This window comes from Actinoplanes sp. NPDC051475 (genome assembly GCF_040689425.1).
In the GTDB taxonomy this organism is placed as follows: domain Bacteria; phylum Actinomycetota; class Actinomycetes; order Mycobacteriales; family Micromonosporaceae; genus Actinoplanes.
Genome location: NZ_JBFAZZ010000001.1, coordinates 164709 through 187690 on the forward strand (window position 1 = coordinate 164709; position 22982 = coordinate 187690).

Sequence of the window (22982 nt, forward strand, 5' to 3'; positions counted from 1 at the left end):
TAGGCTTTCCCCTCGAGGCCGCATCGAGGAATGGTGAGAGACGGTTGCCCACGGACCTGCCGGCAGAGCTGGAGGCGGCCCGCCGCCTGGCCGCCGGCAACGACCGGCCCGATCTCGCCGAGCGGCTCGGCCGGGCCGCCGGGCGCCTCGGCTCCGGCGAGGTCGCCGTCGCCGTGGTCGGCGAGTTCAAGCAGGGCAAGAGCACCCTGATCAACGCGCTGCTGCGCACCGACGTCTGTCCCGTCGACGCCGACGTGGTCACCGCCGTGCCGACCGTCCTGCGCTACGGCACCCCCGCAGCGGTGCATCTGCGGGTCCCGGGCGACGACGGCGCGCTCACCGCGGTCCCGGTGCCGTTCGACGAGGTACGCCGGCACGTCACCGAGGGCTCACACGGCGTCGAGATCCGCCTGGACCGGCGGTTGCTGGGCGCCGGGCTGACCTTCATCGACACGCCCGGCGTCGGCGGTCTCGACTCCGCCCAGGGCAACATGACGCTGGCGTCGCTGGCCACCGCCGCGGCGGCGCTCTTCGTCACCGACGCCGCCCAGGAGCTGACCGCGCCCGAGGTCGACTTCCTGCGCCGGGTGGTCGAGCGGTGCCCGGCCGTCGTCTGCGTCGTCACCAAGACCGACCTGCACGCCGAGTGGCGGCGCATCGTCGAGCTCGACGCCGCGCACCTCGCCGAGGCCGGGCTGGACGTGCCGATCGTCGCCGTCTCGTCGTTCCTGCGGCTGCGCGCCCAGGCCCGGGACAGCACGGAGCTCAACGCCGAGTCCGGCTTCCCCCGCCTGGTCGAGATGCTCCGCGGCGACGTGCTCGGCGCGGCCCGGGCGGGTGCCGAGGCCGCGGCGCGCGCCGAGCTGGCGTTCGTGGTCGGCCAGCTCCGCGAGCGGGTCGTGGCCGAGCATGCTGCGGCGGCGGCGCCCACCGCCGCCCTCACGCTCTCTCAGCGGTACGCCGAGAAGCAGCGTCGCACCCAGGCGGCCGGCGCGTGGCAGACGGTGCTGGGCGACGGCATCCAGGATCTGACCGCCGACGTCGACCACGACCTGCGCGAACGGCTGCGCCGGCTGATGCGCGACGGCGAAGACCTGATCGACGCCTCGGACCCGAAAGACACCTGGACCGACTTCCAGGCCTGGGCCGCCCGGGAGGCCGCCTCGGCCGCCGCGGACAACCTGATGCTGCTGGTGACCCGCAGCGAGCAGCTCGCCCGGGAGGTCGCCGAGCGCTTCGACCTCGAGGTGGACGCCGCCGGCGCCGACCTGCCGACCCCGGATCAGGGCCTGGCCAAGGTCGCCGACCTCGACGTCACCTTCCAGCGCTCCGGCATGCAGCAGTTCCTCGGCGCGTTCACCGCCGCCCGGATCACGTACGGCGGCTTCTACCTGCTCGGCGCGGTCGGCGCCCTGTTCAACGTTGCCCTGGCCGCGCCGATCGGCGTGATCGCCGGGCTGACGCTCGGCCGGCGCCTGATGAAGCAGGAGCGCGAGCGCCAGGTGCTCCAGCGCCGACAGCAGGCCAAGGCGGCGCTGCGGCGGTACGTCGACGACGTGACGTTCCATGTCGGGCGCGACTCGCGGGAGGCGGTCCGGCGTACCCAGCGGTTCCTGCGCGACGAGTTCGCGGCCCGTGCCGCCGAGATGCAGCGGTCCGCGGCGGCCACGGCTGCCGCCGTACGCGAGACCGCGGCCCTGCCCGACGCCGCCCGCGAGGCCCGCGCCCGCCGGCTGGCCGCCCTCCGAGACGAACTGGACAAGCTCGCATGAGCCTGCTCGCCGACGTCCGGGCCCTGCTCGACCGGACCCTCGCCGAGTCGCGGGACGCCACGGTCCGTCATGCGATCGGGGCCGCCCGCCGGCGGATCGACGAGCCGCTGCGGGTGGCGATCGCCGGCAAGGTCAAGGCGGGCAAGTCGACGCTGCTCAACGCGCTGGTCGGCGAGGAGCTGGCCCCGACGGACGCGGGGGAGTGCACCCGCATCGTCACCTGGTACGCCGACGGGCCGGCATACTCGGTCACCGCGCACCTGCGCGACGGCACGACCGAGCCACGCCCGTTCGACCGGGTCGCCGGTGCCGTACGGATCGGCCTCGGCCGCCCCGCCGAGCAGGTCGACCACCTCGAGGTGCGGGTGCCCAGCGCCCGGCTCCGGCAGCACACGCTGATCGACACCCCGGGCATCGCCTCGCTGTCGACCGACGTCTCGCTGCGGACCATGGCGTTCCTGGAGGCCGAGGGGGAGCGGGCCACCCAGACCGACGCGGTCATCTACCTGTTGCGCCACATGCACGCCAGCGACGTGCGTTTCCTCGAGTCGTTCCACGGCGACGGCGTCAGCGGCGGCAGCCCGGTCAACGCGGTGGGTGTGCTGTCGCGAGCCGACGAGATCGGCGGTGCCCGCCTCGACGCGATGGACTCCGCCGCCCGGGTCGCCGCGCGGTACGCCGCCGACGACCGGCTGCGCCGGCTCTGCCCGGTGGTGGTGCCGGTCGCCGGGCTGCTCGGGGCGGCCGGTGCGACGCTGCGCGAGGACGAGTACCGCACCCTGGCGGCGGTCGCCGCCGAGCCGATGGACGCGATCGTCGAGCTGATGCTGACCGCGGACCGCTTCGCCGCCTCGGCGCCCGCCCGCCGTGCGGTGCTGAAACGGTACGGGCTGTTCGGCGTACGGCTGTCCGTGCGGCTGATCCGCGAGCAGAAGGTGCATGACTCGGCCGACCTGGCCCGGGCGCTGACCGCGCACAGCGGCATCGAACGGCTGCGCGAGGTCTTCGCCGCCCAGTTCGCCGGCCGGAGCGCGGTGCTCAAGGCGCGCTCGGCGCTCGCGGTCCTGGACGAGTACCTCGATCCGGAGTCCGCTGCCGCGGCCGAGGCTGAGCGCATCCGGGCCAGCGCGCACGAGTTCGCCGAGCTGCGGCTGCTGCACCTGCTCCGGTCAGGCCGGATGCCCGGGCGGCCGGAGCAGCTGGCCGAGATGGACCGGCTGCTCGGCGGGGCGGGCGCGGCGGCGTACCAGCGGCTCGCGCTGCCGGCGGAAGCAGAGCCCGGGCGGGTCGTCGCGGCGGCCCGGGAGGCGCTGGCCCGCTGGCAGACGGTGGCGGAGCATCCGCTCTCGGCCCGGGAGCTACGAACCGCGGCCCGGGCGGCGGCCCGCAGCTGCGAGGGGGTGCTGGCTCAGGACCAGCAGGGGTGACCCTCGCGGGCATCGCCCTTGGTGAGCTCGACCTCGCCGGTGCCGTCGGCCTTCACGATGACGATCCGCGGCGCCTCCAGCGGGCCGCGGGTGAAGGCGATCCAGTCGGCGTGCGGCGCCCAGGACGGGTCCATCTCCCGCGCCTCGTCCTCGACGACCGCCCGCGGGTTGCCGCCGTCGGCGTCGACCGCCCAGATGTCCGAGAGCCCCGGGCCGGTGCCGTGGGTGTAGGCGATCGTCTTGCCGTCCGACGACCAGGCGGGGTCGACGCCCGGCCCGGAGTCGCCGTCGGTGATCTGCCGGCCCGGCTCCTGCGGGTCGGCGACCGTCAGCGCGTAGATGTCGCGCCGCCCGTCGCGCTCCACCCAGTAGGCGATCTCCTTGCCGTTCGGTGACCAGGCCGGATCGTCCTTGGTGTCGCTCGACGAGGTGAGCTGCTTCGGCTCGCCGCCGGCCACCGGCATGACGAACATCTGGGCCCGCCCGTCGACCACCATCATGAAGGCGAGCTTGGTGTCGTCGGCCGACCAGGACGCCCGGCCGCCGGTGACGCCACCGACGAGCTTCTTGGCGCCCTTGCCGTCCCGGTCCATGACCCAGATCTCGTTGGTGCCGTCGTCGAGATTGCGGGTCAGGGCGATCCGCTGGCGGTCGTGCGACCACTCGGGCAGCGCGTCGCCGCCGGTGTCCGAGATGAGCTTCCGCTCGTCCTTGCCGGGCGTGAGCACCATGATCTTCGACTTGCGCTCCGGCCGGGAGGCGCCACCCGTGTCGACCCGGATGAGCATGCCGTCCGTCGAGTACGGCAACGCGGCCGTCGATGCGGCGCCCGGCTGCTGCGGCTTGTCCTTGTCGCCGTCACCGCCGCCCTGGTTGAGCACGATCGCGAGCGTCGTCCCGGCGGCGATGACGGCGGCGGTCAGCAGGCCGGCGAGCAGAAGCTTCCCGGTACGCCGTGGCGGGTCGCCGTCGTCGCCGTACCCGGCCGGCGGCGTGGGCGGATAGTGCACCGGAGCGCCGGGGGACACCGGGGGGCCGGGCGGGTGGTGGACCGGCGTGGCGTCGAAGGTCTGGGTGCGGGCCACGGTTGCCGGAGCGCTCGGCGTGCCGACGGAGGCCGTGCCGCGGGAGAAGGAGACGGCCGGTGGGCTCGCGGTGTCCACCATGGTCGCGGCCGGGTTGTTGTCCGCCGCGCGGGTCGCGGGACGGGCCGGCGCGGCCCCCACGACCGCCCGCGCGGTCACCGGCTGCGTCACGCTCGTCGCCGGCTCGGTCACGCTCGTCGCCGGCTGGGTCACCACGGTAGTCGGCTCCGGCTCGTCGGCCGCGGCGGGCGAGACCGGCGCCGCCACCACCTCTTCGGTCGAGGGCGGCTCGTCCGGTGCCGGCAGCGGCTCCGGTCCGGGGGCCACGGCCGCCGCGAACGGCGACTCGCCGCCCGTGATCAGGGCCGTCGAGACCGCGGCACCAAGGGCGATGCTGTGCTCGGGGTGCGGGTCCGCCACCACCGGCCGGCCGAACTCCGCCGTCAGCAGCTGGCTGACCAGCGGGATGCGCGACGAGCCACCGGCCAGCAGCACCGCGTCCAGCTCCTCGGGCGCCACCCGGGCGACCCGCAGGGCCCGCCGCATCGCGGCGACCGTGTCCTCCAGCGCCGGCGCGATCATCGACTCGAGCTCGGAGCGGTTGAGGCGTACGCGGGTGTGCACCCCGGGCAGCGCCACCGGGATCATCACCTCGGTGTCGAACGAGAGCGCCTCCTTGGCCTCGACGCAGTCGCGCCGCAGCCGGGCGAGCGCCGCCAGCACCTCGGGGTCGTCGGGGTCCAGGCCGGTTGCCGCGTCGCCGAGCATCTCGAGGACGTGGGCGAAGATCGCCTCGTCGAAGTCTGCGCCGCCGAGCTGCTCGACCCCCTCGGGCTCGCCGAGCAGCAGGAACCCTTCGCCCTCGCGGCGCAGCACCGCCGCGTCGAAGGTGCCGCCGCCCAGGTCGTACACGGCGACGGTCTCGCCCTCGGCGATCCGGCGGGTGGTGGCGTGCTGGAGCGCCGCCGCCTCGGGCTCGGTGCGCAGCAGCACCGGTCCGGTCTCGGCCATGCGCAGGGCCTGATCGAGCTGCTCCCGCTTGTACGGCCCCCAGTTGGCCGGATGGGTCACGGTCAGCACGGCGGGCGGCCCACCCTGCAGTTTCGTCACGGTGTCGAGGACGTGGCGCAGCAGCTTCGCGGTCAGCGCGTGTGCGGAGAACGGCACGCCGCCGGCGAGCACCGGCACCGGGTCGCCCATGCGCCGCTTGAACTCGCGGGCCAGCCGGGCGGGCTCGCTCAGCCCGCGGCGCTCGGCGGCCTCGCCGATGAGCAGGCCGCCCTCGGGCGTCACGAAGATCAGCGACGGGATCTCCGCGCGGCGGCTGCCGAGGCGCACGACGTCGATCCGCCCGTCCACTTGGACGGCGGCCGCTGTCTGGGTCGTGCCGAGGTCGATGCCCAGGCCGTACTGCTCCTCCACAGCTCCCGACCCTATTGCCCGCACGCCACGGGCGGCACCGCCGGACGGCCGGTGTCGGATCCGTGTCACTCTCCGCGGGCATGAAGATCACCGGTCGTTGTCCAGGTGTTGACAGTGCGTGATGTACCGATCAACATATGTCCACTGACTGATGGAAGCGCTCCCAAGGAGGCTGTCGTGCCACGTGTCCTCGGTGCCGTCGTTCTCGCGGCAGCTCTCCTGGTGGTGCCGTCCGCCCCCGCCCATGCCGACGAGGTCGAGCAGGTGGTCAACGGGGGATTCACCGACGGGACCGACCCGTGGTGGTCGAGCCCGGGGATGCCCATCACCCGCACCGACGGGCAGGCCTGTGTCACGGTGCCCGGCGGCACGGCGAACAAATGGGACGCCGCCCTCGGCCAGAACGACATCGACCTCGTCGCGGGGGAGACCTACCGCTTCTCGTTCAGGGCCTCCGGCGCACCCGGCGGGCATGTCTTACGGGCGCTGACCGGGCTCTCGGTCGCGCCGTACGACCCGTACTTCGAGGCGTCGCCGGTCCTGACCGCGGCGGGTGACGCGTACTCGTACACCTTCATTTCGGCGGTGACCACCGACCAGGCGCAGGTGGCCTTCCAGCTCGGCGGCAGCGCCGACGGCTGGGGCTTCTGCCTCGACGACGTCTCGCTGGTCGGCGGCGTCCCGCCCGAGGTCTACGTGCCGGACACCGGCCCGCGGGTCCGGGTCAACCAGGTCGGCTACCTGCCGTCCGGGCCCAAGCGCGCCACCCTGGTCACCGAGGCGACCACCGCCCTGCCGTGGCAGCTCAGGAACGCCGCCGGCCGGGTCGTCGCCCGGGGCGCCACCACACCCCGTGGCGTCGACGCCTCGTCCGGTCAGAACGTCCACTCCCTCGACTTCAGCGGCTACCGCCGGGCCGGCAGCGGTTTCACCCTGGTCGCCGACGGCGAGACCAGCCGGCCGTTCGACCTCGGCACCGCGGCGTACGACCGGCTGCGCACCGACGCGCTCAAGTTCTTCTACACCCAGCGCAGCGGCATCGAGATCCGCGACGACCTGCGCCCCGGGTACGCCCGCCCGGCCGGGCACCTCGACGTGGCCCCCAACCTCGGCGACGGCGACGTCCCCTGCCAGCCGGGCGTCTGCGACTACCGCCTCGACGTGACCGGGGGCTGGTACGACGCCGGCGACCACGGCAAGTACGTGGTCAACGGCGGCATCTCGACGTGGCAGCTGCTCAGCGAGTACGAGCGCGGCACCCGTACGCACGCCACGAATCCCGGGCTGGCGATCCCGGAGAGCGGCGATCGGGTCCCGGACATCCTCGACGAGGCGCGCTGGGAGCTCGAGTTCCTGCTGGAGATGCAGGTGCCGGCGGGTCACCCGTACGCGGGCATGGTCCACCACAAGGTCCACGACGCGAGCTGGACCGGACTGCCGCTGCTGCCCCACCTCGATCCGCAGCAGCGTCAGCTGCATCCGGTCTCGACCGCCGCGACGCTGAACCTGGCCGCGACCGCGGCCCAGGCGGCCCGCCTCTACCGCCGCTACGACCCGGCCTTCGCGAAGCGGGCCCTGGCCGCGGCGCGCACGGCGTTCACCGCCGCCCAGGCCGACCCGGCGCTCTACGCCCCCGCGTCGGACGGCAACGGTGGGGGCGCCTACAACGACAGCGTCGTGGACGACGACTTCTACTGGGCCGCCGCGGAGCTGTATCTGAGCACGGGGCAGAAGCGCTACGCCGACTTCGTGCTCGCCTCACCGGTGCACACCGCCGACGTCTTCGGCCCCGGCGGCGCCTTCGACTGGGGCAACACCGCGGCCGCCGGCCGCCTCGACCTCGCCCTGGTGCCCAGCAAGCTGCCCGGACGTGCCGGGGTCAAGGCCTCGGTGGTACGCGGCGCGCAGAAGTATCTGGCCCTGCAGCAGGCGCACCCGTACGGCGTCGCGTACGGCCCCGCGAACAACGCCTGGGACTGGGGCTCGAACAGCCTGATCCTCAACGACCTGGTCGTGGTGGCGTCCGCGTACGACCTCACCGGCGAGCGCCGATACCGCGACGGCGTCCTCGAGGGCATGGACTACCTCCTGGGCCGCAACGCCCTCAACGTGTCCTACGTGACCGGATACGGCGAGGTCAGCTCGCACAACCAGCACAGCCGCTGGTACGCCCACGAACTCGACCCGGCACTGCCCCACCCGCCGGTGGGTTCGCTGGCCGGCGGCGCCAACTCGTCGATCCAGGACCCGTACGCGCAGAGCAAGCTCTCCGGCTGCGTCGCCCAGTTCTGCTACATCGACGACATCCAGTCCTGGTCGACGAACGAGCTGACCATCAACTGGAACTCGGCCCTGGCCTGGGTCTCGGCCTTCGTGGCCGCCCAGCGCTGACGTCGCACCGACGGGCCCGGCACCGAGCGGACGACCGCCGGCGCCGGGCCCGTCCGCGTCCCTCGCAAAATTCCGGGAAACCGGGCGACTGAACAATCGTTAATGGTTTAACAGCTTCTTCTTCATTTCGTGTGAGCTTGCTTGCACCGCGCGACGAAATCGCCGCGTACGGTCATTCCTTGCCGCCTTGGAGAAGACCCTCCCGCGGTAACTGCAAAGAGTGCTTCGGGAAAACCCCCGCAGCCGTTTCGGAGGATGTAGAGAAATGCGAAGCGTCGTTCTGGCCGCGACCGTGGCCGCCGCCGCCCTGTTCACCCCGAGTGCCGCCCAGGCCGCACCCGGGCAGACCACCGACCTGCTGGGCACCTACGGCTTCGGCCGCGCCGAGGTCGTCGCCGCCGGTGGTCTGGCAGCGGGCCTGTGGACCGCCGCGCAGGTCCGCTCCGGCTTCGCCGGTGACGACCTGATCGTCACGTACACCCCGCGCACCGCTGCCTACCCGGTCGAGAAGCAGGTCTACACCGCGCTGTACAACCAGGTCGCCGATCCCCAGGGCGAATGCAACCGGGTCGGCGCCGACGGGGTGGCCCGGAAGGTGTGGATGACATTCCGCTGCCGCACCGGAGTGGCGCCGAATTACACCCTTCTCGTGAACTGACCGCCATTTCGCCGGACCTTACTGGGGGGATGACCCGGTTCCCGTCGCCGTGCCCCGGCGGCGGGAACCGGGCCCGGCGTTTCACATTCCGTCAGGACTGCACGCGCCGCTGCAGGAATTCGTAGACGTCCTGCGCGTCCACCCCCGGGAATGTTCCCGGCGGCAGCGCGGCCAGCAGGTGCGAGTGCACCCGCGCGCTCGGCCATGCGTGTCCTGCCCACTGCTCCACCAGGTCGGCGGGCGGGCGCCGGCAGCAGTCCGGGTCCGGGCAGCGGGACACCGTACGCCGGGTCGTGTCGCCGCCGCGGAACCAGCGGGCGTGCTCGTACGGCGTACCGACCGTCACCGAGAACTCGCCGGACCGGGTCGACTCGACGTGCACCGTGCACCAGTACGTGCCGCCCACCGTGTCGGTGAACTGGTAGAAGGACGAGTACGGGTTCGCGGCCTGGAAGACCGTGCGGGACGCCCAGTTGCGGCACACCAGCTGGCCCTCGATGGCGCCGGTCACGTCCGCGGGGAAGCGCACGCCGTCGTTCTCGTACGCTTTGTAGACGGTGCCGCTCTCGTGCACCCGGCAGAAGTGGACCGGGATGCCGAAGTGGTGGGTCGCCAGGTTCGTGAAGCGGTGCGCCGCGGTCTCGTAGGAGACGCCGAACGCGTCGCGGAAGTCGTCGATCGCCAGGGCGCGGTCCGCCTTCGCGTCGCGCAGGAAGTCGACGGCGAACTTCTCCGGCATCAGCAACGCCGCCGCGAAGTAGTTGGCCTCCACCCGCTGGCGCAGGAAGTCGCCGTAGTCCGACGGATCCTCGTGGCCGAGCACGAAGTGGCCGAGGGTCTGCAGCACCACCGCGCGGGGGTCGTGGCCCTTGTTGCTCGCCACCTGCGGCATGTAGATCCGGCGGTTGCGCAGGTCGGTGACCGAGCGGGTCGAGTCCGGCAGGTCCGGCACGTAGTGCAGGGTGAAGCCGAGCTGCGCCGCGATGTCGAGGATGCCGCGCTGCGACAGCGGGCCGGTGGTGTGCTTCACCGACTGCAGGATCTCTGCCGCCGCCCGCTCGATGTCGGCGAAGTAGTTGTTGCGCTCACGCATCTGCTCGCGCAGCTGCTGGTTGGCCCTGCGGGCCACCTCCGGGGTCGCGCTCTGCTCGGTCAGCAACCGGGTCAGTTCCCGGTGCAGGCCGATCAGCGACTCCAGGGCGTCGGCGGGCAGGCGCCGGCCGCCGCGCACGATCGGCAGCCCCATCGCCTGGTAGGCGGGTTCGCGCTGGAAGTGGGCGAGCTCGATCTCCAGCCCTGCGCGCCGGCTCGGCGCCTCCGGTCGCAGAAGATCCTGCATCGGTACGCCCAGAGCCCCCGCGATCGCCTGCAGCACGCTGAGCTTGGGCTCCCGTTTGCCGTTCTCGATGAGCGACAGCTGGGAGGGCGCCCGGCCGACCGCGGCGCTGAGCTGGTCGAGGGTCATGTTCTTGGATCGCCGCAGGTGCCGCAGGCGCTGCCCGAGGGTCACGAGGTCGACCGAGCCGTCGGAAGATGAAGCCGTCACGGGTTTTCACGTTAGCAGAAGATTCGCGTTTCTTCTCGTCACAAACGCCTTCTTGGGGGGTTGCGCGGTGCGCCACAGTCAAGTTCTTCCCGCACGGAGCAGGGCTGGAAAGGAAACTTGAGATGACTGATCAGCTGACCGAAGTCAGGGGCGGTACCGCCGCGGACCTCACTCGGGCGTGGGCCGGCGATCCCCGATGGCTCGGCGTCAAGCGCGACTACACCGCGCAGGACGTCGTCCGCCTTCGTGGCAGCCTCCAGGAACGGCACACCCTCGCCGAGCGCGGCGCCCAGCGACTCTGGGACCTGCTGCACTCCGAGGACTACATCAACGCGCTCGGCGCCCTCACCGGCGGCCAGGCCGTGCAGATGGTCAAGGCCGGCCTGAAGGCGATCTACCTTTCCGGCTGGCAGGTGGCGGCCGACGCGAACCTCTCCGGCCACACCTACCCGGACCAGAGCCTCTACCCGGCCAACTCGGTGCCGGCCGTGGTGCGCCGGATCAACAACGCGCTGCTGCGCACCGACCAGATCGAGGTGGCCGCCGGCCGCACCGACAAGGACTGGTTCGCGCCGATCGTCGCCGACGCCGAGGCCGGCTTCGGTGGCCCGCTCAACGCGTTCGAGCTGATGAAGGCGATGATCGCCGCCGGTGCCGCGGGCGTGCACTGGGAGGACCAGCTGGCCTCCGAGAAGAAGTGCGGCCACCTGGGCGGCAAGGTGCTGATCCCGACCCAGCAGCACATCCGTACGCTGAACGCGGCCCGCCTCGCGGCCGACGTCGCCGGCGTCTCCACCCTTGTCATCGCCCGCACCGACGCGCTCGCCGCGGACCTGCTGACGACCGACGTGGACGAGCGCGACAAGCCGTTCCTGACCGGCGAGCGCACCGCGGAGGGCTTCTTCCGGGTCCGCCCGGGCGAGGACTCCGCGATCGCCCGCGGTGTCGCGTACGCCGATTACGCCGACCTGCTCTGGGTCGAGACCGGCAAGCCGGACCTGGAGTTCGCCAAGCGGTTCGCCGAGGCTGTGCACGCCAAGCACCCGGACAAGATGCTGGCGTACAACTGCTCGCCGTCGTTCAACTGGAAGCGCAACCTGGACGACGCGACGATCGGCCGGTTCCAGAAGGAGCTCGGCGCGATGGGCTACAAGTTCCAGTTCGTCACGCTGGCCGGCTTCCACGCCCTGAACCACTCGATGTTCGAGCTGGCGAAGGGCTACTCCGAGACCGGCATGAGCGCGTACGTGAAGCTGCAGGAGGCCGAGTTCGCGGCCGAGTCCGACGGCTACACCGCCACCAAGCACCAGGCCGAGGTCGGCACCGGCTACTTCGACGCCGTCTCGACCGCCCTCAACCCGGAGAGCTCCACGACCGCGCTGTCGGGCTCCACCGAGGCGGAGCAGTTCTGATGGGCGGCGAAGAGGTCACCATCTGCGGCGAGAGCCAAGGCAGGTACGCGGAGATCCTCACCCCCGAGGCGATCGAGTTCGTCGTGGCGCTGGACCGTGAGTTCGGCGCGCGGCGGGTGCAGCTGCTCGAGCGCCGCCGGCGTCGGCGGGCCACCCGGACGACCGAGCTGGACTTCCTGCCCTCGACCGAGGCTGTCCGCAAGGATGACTCGTGGACGGTGGCGCCGCCCGCCGAGGACCTGACCGACCGCCGGGTGGAGATCACCGGGCCGCCGGAGCGCAAGATGACCATCAACGCGCTCAACTCCGGTGCCAAGGTCTGGATGGCGGACTTCGAGGACGCCACCGCGCCGACCTGGGAGAACGTCGTCCTGGGCCAGCTCAACCTGCGGGACGCGCTGGACGGTGCGCTGGACTACACCGCGCCGGACGGCAAGGAGTACAAGGTCGGCGACAACCTGCCGACCGTCATGGTGCGGCCGCGAGGCTGGCACCTGCCCGAGTGCCACCTGCGCATCGGCGGGCGGGCGGTGTCGGCGTCGCTGTTCGACTTCGGCATGTACCTGTTCCACTGCGGACGCCGGCAGCTCGAGCGGGACAGCGGCCCGTACTTCTACCTGCCGAAGCTGGAGAGCCACCTCGAGGCGCGGCTGTGGAACGACGTCTTCGTCTTCGCGCAGGAGCTGCTGGGCATCCCGCGCGGCACGATCCGCGCGACGGTGCTGATCGAGACGATCACCGCGGCCTTCGAGATGGAAGAGATCCTGTACGAGCTGCGCGAGCACTCGGCCGGCCTGAACGCGGGCCGGTGGGACTACCTCTTCAGCATGATCAAGAACCGGCCGGACGTGGTGCTGCCGGAGCGCTCGCAGGTGACGATGACGGCACCGTTCATGCGGGCGTACACGGAACTGCTGGTCAAGACCTGCCACAAGCGCGGGGCCCACGCGATCGGCGGCATGGCCGCCGTCGTGCCCAGCCGCGACCCGGTCGCGGCGAAGCGGGCCCTCAACCAGGTCCGGCAGGACAAGCGGCGCGAGGTCGGCGACGGCTTCGACGGCTCCTGGGTGGCGCACCCGGGCCTGGTCGAGACCTGCAAGGAGGTCTTCGACCAGTGGCTCGGCTTCGAGCCGCACCAGATCGTGCGCCGCCGCGACGACGTGCACGTCACCGCGAAGGAGCTGCTCGACGTCAAGTCCACGGCGGTCACGGTCAGCGAGGTGGCGCTGCGCAACAACGTCAGCGTCGCCCTGCGGTACGTGGCGGCGTGGCTCGGCGGCCGCGGCGCGGTGTCGCTCGGCGGGCTGATGGAGGACGCGGCGACCGCGGAGATCTGCCGGGCCCAGCTCTGGCAGTGGATCTCCACGGGCACCCCGACCGACTACGGCGTGCCGGTGACGGCCGGGCTCGTGACCCGGATGCTCCGTGAGGAACTGGACGTGCTCGCCGAGACCGGCGCACTCGACGAGGACGCCGCCCGGCGCTTCGGGCAGGCCCGCACCCTGCTCACCGTGTTGCTCACGGAGCGGACCTGCCCGGAGTTCCTCACCCTGCCCGCGTACCTGCGGCACATGACCGGCGACAAGCCTGCTCCGGCGGAGGCACTGTCCGCCTGAGCGGCAGGAACGGTACGGCCCGGCGGCGATGCGCTGCCGGGCCGTGACCGTTTGCGGCACAGGCGTGCCCAGGTTGGAAGTTCCCGACCCGGCGGGGACCCCTCCGGAGTGCGATGCTGAGGGCGTCATCAGCCCCCTCGCAGCGCTGGGAGGACCCCCGATGTTGCCGCTCAATGCCCGGAACCTGGCGTCCCTGCCGCCCGATCTCCCTGTTCCCTCGTACGACCGCGGCGCCCTGCGCACCGGGATCGTGCACTTCGGCGTCGGCGGCTTCCACCGGGCGCACGAGGCGATGTATCTGGACCGGCTGATGTCCGGGGGCAAGGCGCTGGACTGGGCGATCTGCGGCGTCGGCGTCATGCCGTTCGACGAGCGGATGCGCGACGCCCTCGTCGCCCAGGACGGCCTCTACACGCTCGTCGTCCGGGCGCCCGACGGCACCCTCGAGCCGCGGGTGATCGGCTCCATCAAGGAGTATCTGTACGCACCCGACGACCCCGAGGCCGTCATCGAGAAGATGGCCTCGGAGGACGTCCGGATCGTCTCGCTGACCGTCACCGAGGGCGGCTACAACTTCAACGCCGTCACCGGTGAGTTCGTGGCCGAGGACCCCGGCGTGCAGCACGACCTCCAGCCGGGCGCGGTGCCGAGGACGACGTTCGGATTGATCACCGAGGCGCTGGCCCGGCGCCGCGAGCGCGGGCTGCCGCCGTTCACGATCATGAGCTGCGACAACATCCAGGGCAACGGCCATGCCGCCCGGCGCAGCTTCGTCGCGTACGCCACGCTGCGCGACCCGGAGCTGGGGGCGTACGTCCGGGACACCGTCGCGTTCCCCAACAGCATGGTGGACCGGATCACGCCGGTGACCACCGACGACGACCGCGACGAGGTCCGCAAACGGTACGGTGTGGACGACGCGTGGCCGGTGGTCTGCGAGCCGTTCACCCAGTGGGCGCTGGAGGACGCGTTCCCGCTCGGCCGCCCGCCCTTCGAGGACGCCGGGGTGCAGGTGGTGGCGGACGTCGAGCCGTACGAGCTGATGAAGCTGCGCCTGCTCAACGCCAGCCACCAGGCGCTGTGCTACTTCGGATACCTGGCCGGCTACCGGCTCGTGCACGACGTGGCCCAGGACCCGCTGTTCGTGCGGTTCCTGCTCGCGTACATGGACCGTGAGGCCACCCCGACGCTGGAGCCGGTGCCCGGCATCGACCTCGACGAGTACAAGCACCAGCTCATCGACCGCTTCTCCAACGCCCAGGTGAAGGACACCGTCGCCCGGTTGTGCGCCGAGAGTTCCGACCGCATCCCCAAGTGGCTGCTGCCGGTGATCCGTCACAACCTGGAGACCGGCGGGGAGATCCTCCGCTCGGCCGCGGTGGTGGCGAGCTGGGCCCGCTACGCCGAGGCCGTCGACGAGCAGGGGCAGCCGATCGAGGTCGTGGACCGGCTCAGCGACGTCCTCGTGCCCGTCGCTCGTCGCCAGCGGGAGGACCCGCTCGCGTTCATCGCCAACCGCGAGATCTTCGGCGACCTGATCGACAACGAGCGCTTCGCGTCGGCGTACCGTTCGGTGCTGGCGTCCCTGCACACCAAGGGCGCCCGGGCGACGCTGGAGGACCTGGACACAGCCTCCTGACCCGGCCGGGCGGCGCATGGAGAGCACCACCTTGCGCACCGAACGTCTCGAGCTTCGCCCGTGACGAGGACGTCGACCGCATCCTGGAGTACCGCAACCTCCCGGAGGTCACTCGCTGGCTCCTCCGCACGGAGGTCGACCCTGCGTCCTTTCGGGCGGCGTGGCGCCGCGTGGCAGAAGACCCCGACGACCACAGCGCGGCCGTCACGCTCAACGGGGTGGTCATCGGAACCGTCTCGCTCGACGTGGTCGACGGCATGGGTCAGCCCGGCATGCCTGCGCGGACGGAGGCCGAACTCGGCTACGGGACCGCGAACACCTGACCGTCCAGGCCAGCGGGGTGCGGCTCACCTTCGTCCGGACCGGACCGGCCGGCAAGTAGAACACCAGCGTTTGCGTACGCCGGCTGGGGGACAAAATGGCTGGACGTGGGGAACGGGGTCCTTCATGGTCGGTCGATGAGTGATCGGTTCCCGGACGTTCGGGCGGCTTTCTGCGAGAACCTGGCCAGTGGTACGGACGTAGGCGCGTCGTTCTGTGTCACGGTGGAGGGCGAGACCGTGGTGGATCTGTGGGGCGGCTTCGCCGACGAGGCTCGTACCCGGCCGTGGCGCCAAGACACCATTGTTGGGGTCTACTCCACCACCAAGACCATGACCGCGTTGACTGCGCTCCTTGTCGCCGACCGCGGGGAGCTGGAGTTCGAGGCGCCCGTGGCTCGCTATTGGCCGGAGTTCGCGGCCGGGGGCAAGGAGCGCGTCACGGTAGCCCAGCTGATGAGTCACTCGGCCGGCCTGTGTGGCTGGCGAGAGCCGATCACGAGGGATGACCTGTACGACTGGGAGAAGGTGACCGCGCTCCTGGCCGCGCAGGAGCCGTTCTGGGAACCGGGCACGGCTTCGGGCTATCACGCCATGACGCAGGGGTACCTCGTGGGTGAAGTGCTGCGGCGGATCACCGGGTGCTCGCTGGGTACGTTGTTCCGGGAGGAGATCGCCGCGCCGCTGGGCGCCGACTTCCACATCGGTCTGTCGTCCGTGCACGACGCGCGTGTTGCCGAGCTGATCCCGCCGGTGGGCCCGGCGCCGATGGGCGGTGCCGGTGACAGCGAGTTGCGGGTGAATGTGGCCTGCAACCCGGAGCTGGATGTTCAGGTCACCCGGACGCGGGCGTGGCGTGGCGCGGAGATCCCGGCGGCCGGTGGTATCGGTAACGCTCGCGCGATGGCCGAGATTCTCGCGATTCTGGCGAACGGTGGCGTCGCGAACGGGCGGCGGTTCATGTCCGAGGCGGGATGCAGGCGGGCGTTGCAGCCGCAGGTGGACGGCGTTGACCTGATTCTCGGCGTACCGATGCGGTTCGGGCTCGGATTCGCCCTCGACACCGGGCTCATGCCGCACCCGAACACGCTCTACTGGGGCGGGTACGGCGGTTCGCTGGCCATCATCGACATGGACGCTCGTACCACCATTGCCTATGCCATGAACAAGATGTCCGGCACCACGACGGGTGATTTCCGGGCCTTCGGCCTGGCGATGGCCTTCTGGGAGGCATCCTGATCAGAAGGGGGGTGCGTCCTCGCCCATCAACGCCAGGACGACGCCGCCTTTTCCGCTCTTGAGGCTTTGGACCACGACCTTGCCGGTGCTGCCGTCGGGCAGCTCCAAGGTGAAGGTCTTCCCGACCGCGTTCTTGGGTCCGTTGCCGGCGCTGTTGGCCGGTCGGAAGTCGCCTGCCCACGGCGGGGTCCCACCCTTGCGGGCGGGCTCGGCGAAGAGCGCGGCGGTGCCGGGGGTCCTGGTGCCGTCCGAGGAGAGAAGCACTGAGGCGCTGCGATAAGTAGCCATATACGGCAAGGCTATCCCGGACCGGGCTCGTCCGCGCCACAACCCCACCGGTCGAACCCGGAGCAGGCAAACACCGGATGAGCTGAGAGGTTGTCGTATTACCTCGCTATCAGCTGTTCTATTGGCATGCCGGCGCTGTCTAGCGTCGGAGCATGAGACGACGGACCCTGCTGTCGGGCGTCGCGGCCGGAGCCACCGCCGGCCTGCTCGCCCCCTCCGGAGCGCGGGCGGCCCTGCCCGCCGGCATGCCCACCTACCGATATCTGCGGGACGCGCTGGTGCCGCCCCTGCGGTACGACCCGACGGGGGAGTTCATCTTCCCCTGCATCCGCGGCGTCTACGACAAGATCAGCGGCGCGCGCGCCCGGTTCTACCTCTACTACGCGCCGCATGAGGCGCCGGGCGGCATCAGCGTCGCCTACGCGGACTCGCTCGACGGCCCGTTCACCGAGTACGAGGCCAATCCGCTCATCGACAACCGGCTGCCCACCACCACCGTCAGCCATGTGTCGTCGCCGCACGTGATCTGGGACGCGCCGACGCGCCAGTTCTTCTGCTACTTCCACGGCGAGAACACCACGACGCGGGTGGCGCGTTCGCGCGATGGGCTGTCCTTCACCGACGAGACCCCGATCCTGAGCACGCGGCTCGTCCCGGGCACCTCCGAGACGTCGTACGCCCGCGTCTTCGAGCACAGCCTGCCCGGCCGCGGTAACAAGTACGTCATGCTGTTCATGGGCGTGAAAAACGGCCGACGCATCTTCTACGGCTGGTCGCCGAACGGGTGGGACGGCTGGCAGTTCAGCCCCACCCCGCTGGTCGCCCCGGAGCCCGACGGGGTCACCGATATCTCCGCTCCCGCCCTGGTCAAGCGCAACGGCACCGCGTACGTCGCGTATCACGGCAGTGACGGCAGGATGCGGATCACCGAGGTCGGCAACGCCTTCGACCGGGAGAACCACCTGGGTGTGTTCTACAGTCCGGCGGCTTCCGACGAGGGTCGCGCCGCAGCTCCCTCGTTCGGCACCGACGGCGGCACCGACTACATGTTCTACGAGGCAGGCCCCCGGTTGTCGGCGCGGATCTGCATCGCCCGGGCCGTGGCTGCGGCGTGAGGCACCAGGTATCGAAAATCTTCGTTTTCTCTCTTTACTGTTAACAGTCTTTAACTTATGTTGGGCGAACAGCCGGGAGTGCCCCCCATGCTCATCCCGGTCGATTCCCGCGGCGGGTCGGGTCACCCCCCATCCCGGCCTGCCGTCCCCATGAAGAGGAGCCCTTCATGAGACGCAGGATCACCCTTCCGCTGCTGAGTGCCGCAACCCTCGGTGCCTCGCTCTTCGTCGCCGTGGCACCCGCCTCGGCGCACGGCTACATCTCCTCACCGCCCAGCCGGCAGGCCAACTGCGCCAGCGGTGCGGTGGCGAACTGCGGCGACATCATCTACGAGCCGCAGAGCGTGGAGGCGCCCAAGGGCTCGATGCAGTGCAACGGCGGTGGCAGCCGCTTCGCCGTCCTCAACGACAACAGCAAGAACTGGCCGGCCGCCTCGGTCGGGCAGACCGTGACGTTCAACTGGGTGCTCACCGCCCGGCACGCCACCACCTCGTGGGAGTACTTCATCGGCAACACCCGGCTGGCGGTCTTCAACGACGGCGGCGCGCAGCCCGGCGCCACCAAGTCGCACACGGTCAGCATGGGCGGCTTCTCCGGCCGCCAGACGCTGCTGGCCCGGTGGAACATCGCCGACACGGGGAACGCCTTCTACTCGTGCGTCGACCTGAACATCGGCGGGGGTGGCGGCAACCCGCCGCCGACCACGCCGCCGACGAACCCGCCCACCACGCCGCCGACCACCCCGCCCACGCAGCCGCCGGCCGGTGGCACCTGGAGCGCGGGTACGGCGTACTCGGTGGGCAGCACGGTCACCTACGGCGGGGCGACGTACCGCTGCCGCCAGGCGCACACCGCGATCGCCGGCTGGGAACCGCCGAACGTCCCGGCGCTCTGGGAACGGATCTGACGATGTCCCCGGAACGGGTCCGCGGCCACCGGCGTGGACCCGTTCCGGCCGTCGTGGCCGTCGTGATGCTGCTGGTGCTCGCCGCCTGCGGGGACGCCCCGCGTGCGCCGGCGTCCGCGTCGTCCCCGGCGTACAACGGCACCGACGTGATGTTCCTGCAGATGAGCCTGGCCTACATCGGCCAGGGTGACCAGGTCGTCTCCGTCGCCGCGCAGCGGGCGACCGGCCCGCAGCTGCGGGCGCTGGCCGCCGAGCTGGCCGCGCAGTGGCGTTCGGAGGCGCAGACCATGCAGCGCTGGCTCACCGGCTGGCAGCAGCCGCCGTCCGCGGATCCCGGCGCCGGGGCGCACGCCGGGCACGGCGACCTGCACTCGCTGCGACCCTCCGACATCGCCGAGCTCACCGCGGCGAAGGGCGAGCAGTTCGACCGTACGGCGGTGAGCCTGCTCCTCGGCCACCTGCACAACTGCGTCGAGGTGAGCCGCATGGAGGCCACCGGCGGCGGCTATCCCCCGGCGAAGGCGCTGGCGGAACGGACGACCGCGACCCGGCAGGCCCAGATCCAGCGCCTGCTCGCGCTGGCGGCGTAGCCCGGCCGATCGCTAGTTGAAGCTTCAAACCGTCGGTACGATGGGGCGGTGAGTGCCGAACCCGCCACCCCGGCCCGCTGGCTGAACCCGGACGAACTTGCGTCCTGGCTCCCGGTCGGCGGCCTGCTCCTGCGCCTCCCGGCGGCCCTCGACGCCCAGATGCAGCGCGACTCGGGGCTGAGCCACTTCGAATACCTCGTGCTGGCCAACCTGTCCGAGGCGCCGCGGCGCACCCGGCGGATGAGCGCCCTGGCCGCGCTGGCCAGCGGCTCGCTGTCGCGGCTGTCGCACGTGGTCAAGCGCCTCGAGGGCAAGGGCTGGGTCGAACGCACCGCCTGCCCCGAGGATGGCCGCTACACCAACGCCGTGCTGACCGAGGCGGGCTGGCGCAAGGTGCTGGAGAGCGCGCCCGGCCACGTCGAGGCGGTACGCGCCCTCGTCCTGGACGCGCTCACCGCCGAGGAGCTGGCCGAGCTCGGCGCCATGGCCCGCCGCATCCTGACCCGGCTCGAGAGCGCGGAGCCGAATGAGGTCGCTGCCCGGCCGGCTCCCCGCTAACCTGCCTGCCATGCCGCAGTTGATCGCCCCCACCGCCCGTCTGCACCGGCAATGGCTCGCCTACCGCGACGAATGGGGGCGTGGCGTGCACCAGGACGGCTCCGGCCTGCGCCCAGGCGACGAAGTGGACACCGCGGAGGGCTTCGCGGCCTTCGTGCGCAAGCTGCTGGGCGAGTCCGACCCGGCCGTGCAGCCCGTGCCCGGCTGGGTGCACTGCACGTACTGGTGGATCGTCGACCGCGACGAGATGCTGGGCGCGATCGCGCTGCGGCACGAGCTCACCGCCTCGCTGCTCGAGACGGGCGGCCACATCGGCTACGGCGTACGCCCGAGCGCACGCCGCCGTGGCATCGCCTCGTGGGCGCTGGCCGAGGTGCTGGCGGCGGCGGGCGGTATGGGCATGGATCGGGTGCTGGTGACGTGCGATGCGGACAACGAGGCGTCGCGCCGCACCATCGAGCGCAACGGCGGCGTGCTGGAGGACATCCGCGACACCTCGGGCCGGCCGGTCCGGCGCTACTGGATCACTGTGAAGTCCGCGCTGCCGGGGTGAAGCAGCTCAGCTCCATGCCGTCCTCGACGGGGAAGTCGACGGTGACGTATCCGTTCGCCGGATCGCGGACGTACGCCAGGTAGTCGCCCATGCTCGCGAACGTGGTGTCGTCGGCCACCACGAGCGCGCCGGGGCGCAGCCGCGGTTCGAGCCCGCGCAGGACCGGCAGGCACAGGTCCTTCCAGCCGTCGAGCAGCACGAGGTCGATCGGCCCGGCGACGTCCGCCAGCGTCTCCCGCGCGTCGCCGGCCAGGATCGTGACCACGTCGGCCAGGCCGGCCTCGGCGATGCTGGCCCGCGCCGCCGCGATCTTGGTCTCGCTCAGCTCGGTCGTGTACACGTGCCCGATGCCGTTGTCGGCCACCGCGGTGGCCAGGAAGATCGCCGAGATGCCGAGCGAGGTCCCGAACTCGACCACCGTGCGCGGGCGGCTCGTGCGTACGAGCGAATAGAGCAGCTCGCCGCCCTGCCGCGAGACCGGCATGTAGATCTCTTCCAGCGCGTCCGCGCGTTCCTGGGCCGTCGCGGTGTCGAAGGACAGGACGGGGGTGGGCCGGCCGTCGTCGAACGACGCGGCGGCGAAGAGCTTGTCGAGTACGGCGGCAGCGGCCGACCGTGTCAGGGTGGTAGGCATGTGAGTTAGACTAGACGCAACGTTGCGTCTCGACAAGAGGGGGCGGGATGAGCCACCGGGGCAACCGGCACGGGCGTAGCGAGGAGGCCCGGCGCAGCGTGCTGGAGGCGGCCGACGACTTGCTGGCCGAGAAGGGGTTCGCGGCGCTGACCATCGAGGGCATCGCCGCCCGGGCCGGCGTCGCCAAGCAGACGATCTACCGGTGGTGGCCGTCGAAGACCGACGTGTTGCTGGACGCGTACGTCGAGGACGCGGCCGAGGACCTGAATCCGCCCGACACCGGCAGCCTCGCGGGGGACCTGCGGGCGTACCTCACGATGCTGGCGGCGTACCTGACGGAGTCCGACGCGGGAGCGGTGTTCCGCGCGCTCAGCGGGCAGGCGCAGCACGACCCGGCTCTCGCGGCCCGCCTGCGCGAGGACCACCTGACCCGCCAGCGGGCCCGCGACCGGCTGCCGCTCGAACGCGCCGTGGCGCGCGGTGAGCTGCCCGCCGGCGCGGATCTCGACGTGCTGGTGGACCGCCTGGTCGGCCCGGTCTACTACCGGGTGCTCGTGACCGGCCAGGCGATCCCGGAGTCCTTCGTCGACGAGCTCGTCAGGGCGTGTACGCCCGCACCGTCCGCCCGTTCGTGACGAAGAGCCGGCCGCCGGCCAGAACCACGTGGTCGGTGGCCGTCCCGAAGGTGCGGATGGTCTTGCCGCTGGTGGGCGCCAGGACCATCAGCTTGGTCCCGCTGGTGGCGTAGAGCAGGCCGCCGGCGCGGACCAGGTGACCCGGCGTCTTGAGCGCCCGGGTCCACAGCAGCTTGCCCTTCGCGGTGTCGTACGCGTTGATCCGCCCCGCCGACGCCACGTACACCCGACGGCCGTCGGTGGCCGGCTCGCCCGACTCGTGCTTCACGGTCCACAGTGTCTTGCCGCTGGTGGTGGCGAGGGCGCGCAGGCCTACGGCGTTCGACACGTAGAACTGGGGGCGCGTGGGGTCGGCAGCGCCGGCGGCGTAGCGCAGGCCGGTGCTCCACGTCTCGAGGCCGGTCTTGATGGAGACCGCCTCGGTGGAGGCGCTGGTCGTGCGGGCGAGCAGGATGCGGCCGTCCGCCGAGACCGGGCCGGCCAGGACGGCGTTGACGCGGCTCCACAAGGACGCGCCGTCGGAGAGGCGGAACGCCTGGACGCCGTTCTCCTCGCCGTCGCAGACCCCGCAGTAGCCGGAGACCGCGACGGTTCCCGCGTCGACCACCACGGTGTCGGTGGTCCAGCCGGTGAGGCTGCTCCACCGCTCGGCGCCCGTCGCGGCGTCGAGGGCGATCACGTTGCTGTCGTAGTTGCTGTTGGAGTAGCAGGCGATGTCCGTGACGACGACCGTGTCACCCGACACCGCCAGCCCGGTCGCCTCCAGGTAGCCGGCGAAGTACGACCACAGCTTCTTGCCGGTCTTCGTGTCGTACGCGCCGACGCCGTTGCCGTCCGGCTCGAGGACGAACATCCGGCCGCCGACGACCACCGGGGCGACCGGGTCGAGGGGGCAGCTGTCGACGGCCGCCTTCGGGGTCACCGTCCAGCGGGTCTTGAGCTTCTGGACGGTGCCCGAGTTGATGACGGTCTCGTCCGGGTTGTAGAAGGTGTGGCCGGCCCCGTACCCGTCCTGGGCCCAGTTCTCGGCTGGCCCGGCCGCCGCGGCGGGGGAGACGAGCCCGGCGGCGGTCAGGAACGCTGTCGCCGCGGCCAGGCCGAGGCGTGCACATCGCTTGAGCTGCATGGGCACGATCGTCGGGGCCGGGATGGCGGTGCCGGGCGGGAACACCGG

19 protein-coding genes and 1 pseudogene are annotated in these 22982 nt (G+C 71.6%); 15 read left to right on the forward strand and 5 right to left on the reverse strand.

All coding sequences use genetic code 11. The annotated features are described in order from the left end of the window. The first annotated feature begins 44 nt into the window (after window positions 1-44). A complete protein-coding gene (locus tag AB0368_RS00805; RefSeq protein ID WP_366151647.1) occupies window positions 45-1772 on the forward strand; it encodes a dynamin family protein in 1728 nt (575 codons plus the stop codon). Then, window positions 1769-3199 carry a dynamin family protein gene (locus AB0368_RS00810; RefSeq protein ID WP_366151648.1) on the forward strand — a complete coding sequence of 477 codons (1431 nt, stop codon included), beginning with the start codon at window positions 1769-1771 and terminating at the stop codon, window positions 3197-3199. Before AB0368_RS00805 ends, AB0368_RS00810 begins: the two co-directional genes overlap by 4 nt. Here AB0368_RS00810 and AB0368_RS00815 read toward each other — a convergent pair. Beyond that, window positions 3181-5706 carry an Hsp70 family protein gene (locus AB0368_RS00815; protein WP_366151649.1) on the reverse strand — a complete coding sequence of 842 codons (2526 nt, stop codon included), beginning with the start codon at window positions 5704-5706 and terminating at the stop codon, window positions 3181-3183. The two genes, AB0368_RS00810 and AB0368_RS00815, sit on opposite strands and share 19 nt — an antisense overlap. Window positions 5707-5883: 177 nt before the next feature. On the opposite strand from AB0368_RS00815, the gene AB0368_RS00820 reads away from it, so the two are divergent. Both AB0368_RS00820 and AB0368_RS00825 read left to right on the forward strand, forming a co-directional pair. After that, on the forward strand, window positions 5884-8097 hold the full coding sequence (locus AB0368_RS00820) for a glycoside hydrolase family 9 protein (protein ID WP_366151650.1): 2214 nt from the start codon (window positions 5884-5886) through the stop codon (window positions 8095-8097). 265 nt (window positions 8098-8362) lie between these two features. After that, complete coding sequence (locus AB0368_RS00825; RefSeq protein WP_366151651.1) at window positions 8363-8755, forward strand: hypothetical protein; 393 nt, start codon at window positions 8363-8365, stop codon at window positions 8753-8755. A gap of 91 nt (window positions 8756-8846) precedes the next feature. On the opposite strand, the gene AB0368_RS00830 is transcribed toward AB0368_RS00825, so the two are convergent. Beyond that, on the reverse strand, window positions 8847-10301 hold the full coding sequence (locus tag AB0368_RS00830; RefSeq protein WP_366151652.1) for a helix-turn-helix domain-containing protein: 1455 nt from the start codon (window positions 10299-10301) through the stop codon (window positions 8847-8849). Window positions 10302-10423: 122 nt separating this feature from the next. Between AB0368_RS00830 and aceA the strand changes: the two genes are divergently transcribed. The 5 genes and pseudogenes from aceA to AB0368_RS00855 all read left to right on the forward strand — a co-directional run bounded on the left by aceA (window position 10424) and on the right by AB0368_RS00855 (window position 16527). Continuing rightward, window positions 10424-11713, forward strand: a complete 1290-nt coding sequence (aceA, locus tag AB0368_RS00835; RefSeq protein WP_366151653.1) for an isocitrate lyase — start codon at window positions 10424-10426, stop codon at window positions 11711-11713. Beyond that, entirely contained in the window at window positions 11713-13329 is a 1617-nt protein-coding gene (gene aceB, locus AB0368_RS00840; protein ID WP_366151654.1) for a malate synthase A, read from the forward strand. The genes aceA and aceB overlap by 1 nt, the downstream gene beginning before the upstream one ends. A 160-nt stretch (window positions 13330-13489) precedes the next feature. After that, window positions 13490-14968 carry a mannitol dehydrogenase family protein gene (locus AB0368_RS00845; RefSeq protein ID WP_366151655.1) on the forward strand — a complete coding sequence of 493 codons (1479 nt, stop codon included), beginning with the start codon at window positions 13490-13492 and terminating at the stop codon, window positions 14966-14968. A 16-nt stretch (window positions 14969-14984) separates the two neighbouring features. Beyond that, a pseudogene (locus AB0368_RS00850) lies at window positions 14985-15273 on the forward strand (GNAT family N-acetyltransferase); the annotation flags it as partial. A gap of 153 nt (window positions 15274-15426) precedes the next feature. Further along, a complete protein-coding gene (locus AB0368_RS00855) occupies window positions 15427-16527 on the forward strand; it encodes a serine hydrolase domain-containing protein (protein WP_366151656.1) in 1101 nt (366 codons plus the stop codon). Here AB0368_RS00855 and AB0368_RS00860 read toward each other — a convergent pair whose 3' ends face one another. Continuing rightward, the gene (locus tag AB0368_RS00860) at window positions 16528-16815 is read right to left on the reverse strand and encodes a hypothetical protein (protein WP_074310625.1); all 288 of its coding nucleotides are present in this window, start codon (window positions 16813-16815) and stop codon (window positions 16528-16530) included. 152 nt (window positions 16816-16967) lie between these two features. On the opposite strand from AB0368_RS00860, the gene AB0368_RS00865 reads away from it, so the two are divergent. The 5 genes from AB0368_RS00865 (at window position 16968) to AB0368_RS00885 (ending at window position 20539) form a co-directional block, all read left to right on the forward strand. After that, entirely contained in the window at window positions 16968-17930 is a 963-nt protein-coding gene (locus tag AB0368_RS00865; RefSeq protein ID WP_366151657.1) for a hypothetical protein, read from the forward strand. Window positions 17931-18097: 167 nt separating this feature from the next. Continuing rightward, complete coding sequence (locus AB0368_RS00870) at window positions 18098-18838, forward strand: lytic polysaccharide monooxygenase (protein ID WP_366151658.1); 741 nt, start codon at window positions 18098-18100, stop codon at window positions 18836-18838. A gap of 2 nt (window positions 18839-18840) precedes the next feature. Beyond that, window positions 18841-19428: a DUF305 domain-containing protein gene (locus AB0368_RS00875; protein ID WP_366151659.1), complete on the forward strand. Its 588-nt coding sequence runs from the start codon at window positions 18841-18843 to the stop codon at window positions 19426-19428. Window positions 19429-19476: 48 nt separating this feature from the next. Then, entirely contained in the window at window positions 19477-19986 is a 510-nt protein-coding gene (locus AB0368_RS00880) for a MarR family transcriptional regulator (RefSeq protein WP_366151660.1), read from the forward strand. A 10-nt stretch (window positions 19987-19996) separates the two neighbouring features. Then, window positions 19997-20539, forward strand: a complete 543-nt coding sequence (locus AB0368_RS00885) for a GNAT family N-acetyltransferase (protein WP_366151661.1) — start codon at window positions 19997-19999, stop codon at window positions 20537-20539. On the opposite strand, the gene AB0368_RS00890 is transcribed toward AB0368_RS00885, so the two are convergent. Then, the gene (locus tag AB0368_RS00890; RefSeq protein WP_366151662.1) at window positions 20511-21173 is read right to left on the reverse strand and encodes a class I SAM-dependent methyltransferase; all 663 of its coding nucleotides are present in this window, start codon (window positions 21171-21173) and stop codon (window positions 20511-20513) included. The genes AB0368_RS00885 and AB0368_RS00890 overlap by 29 nt on opposite strands. A 47-nt stretch (window positions 21174-21220) precedes the next feature. Here AB0368_RS00890 and AB0368_RS00895 point away from each other — a divergent pair, with 47 nt between their 5' ends. Next, window positions 21221-21808 carry a TetR/AcrR family transcriptional regulator gene (locus AB0368_RS00895; protein ID WP_366151663.1) on the forward strand — a complete coding sequence of 196 codons (588 nt, stop codon included), beginning with the start codon at window positions 21221-21223 and terminating at the stop codon, window positions 21806-21808. Here AB0368_RS00895 and AB0368_RS00900 read toward each other — a convergent pair. Beyond that, window positions 21771-22934, reverse strand: a complete 1164-nt coding sequence (locus AB0368_RS00900) for a PQQ-binding-like beta-propeller repeat protein (protein ID WP_366151664.1) — start codon at window positions 22932-22934, stop codon at window positions 21771-21773. The two genes, AB0368_RS00895 and AB0368_RS00900, sit on opposite strands and share 38 nt — an antisense overlap. Window positions 22935-22982 lie beyond the last annotated feature (48 nt).

What these genes read in the sequence shown, in the direction of transcription:
- AB0368_RS00810 (WP_366151648.1), top strand. Translation starts at nt 1,769, where the DNA reads ATGAGCCTGCTCGCCGACGTCCGGGCCCTGCTCGACCGGACCCTCGCC.
- AB0368_RS00825 (WP_366151651.1), top strand. Translation starts at nt 8,363, where the DNA reads ATGCGAAGCGTCGTTCTGGCCGCGACCGTGGCCGCCGCCGCCCTGTTC.
- aceA (WP_366151653.1), top strand. Translation starts at nt 10,424, where the DNA reads ATGACTGATCAGCTGACCGAAGTCAGGGGCGGTACCGCCGCGGACCTC.
- aceB (WP_366151654.1), top strand. Translation starts at nt 11,713, where the DNA reads ATGGGCGGCGAAGAGGTCACCATCTGCGGCGAGAGCCAAGGCAGGTAC.
- AB0368_RS00845 (WP_366151655.1), top strand. Translation starts at nt 13,490, where the DNA reads ATGTTGCCGCTCAATGCCCGGAACCTGGCGTCCCTGCCGCCCGATCTC.
- AB0368_RS00855 (WP_366151656.1), top strand. Translation starts at nt 15,427, where the DNA reads ATGAGTGATCGGTTCCCGGACGTTCGGGCGGCTTTCTGCGAGAACCTG.
- AB0368_RS00860 (WP_074310625.1), bottom strand. Translation starts at nt 16,815, where the DNA reads ATGGCTACTTATCGCAGCGCCTCAGTGCTTCTCTCCTCGGACGGCACC.
- AB0368_RS00865 (WP_366151657.1), top strand. Translation starts at nt 16,968, where the DNA reads ATGAGACGACGGACCCTGCTGTCGGGCGTCGCGGCCGGAGCCACCGCC.
- AB0368_RS00870 (WP_366151658.1), top strand. Translation starts at nt 18,098, where the DNA reads ATGAGACGCAGGATCACCCTTCCGCTGCTGAGTGCCGCAACCCTCGGT.
- AB0368_RS00875 (WP_366151659.1), top strand. Translation starts at nt 18,841, where the DNA reads ATGTCCCCGGAACGGGTCCGCGGCCACCGGCGTGGACCCGTTCCGGCC.
- AB0368_RS00885 (WP_366151661.1), top strand. Translation starts at nt 19,997, where the DNA reads ATGCCGCAGTTGATCGCCCCCACCGCCCGTCTGCACCGGCAATGGCTC.
- AB0368_RS00890 (WP_366151662.1), bottom strand. Translation starts at nt 21,173, where the DNA reads ATGCCTACCACCCTGACACGGTCGGCCGCTGCCGCCGTACTCGACAAG.
- AB0368_RS00895 (WP_366151663.1), top strand. Translation starts at nt 21,221, where the DNA reads ATGAGCCACCGGGGCAACCGGCACGGGCGTAGCGAGGAGGCCCGGCGC.
- AB0368_RS00900 (WP_366151664.1), bottom strand. Translation starts at nt 22,934, where the DNA reads ATGCAGCTCAAGCGATGTGCACGCCTCGGCCTGGCCGCGGCGACAGCG.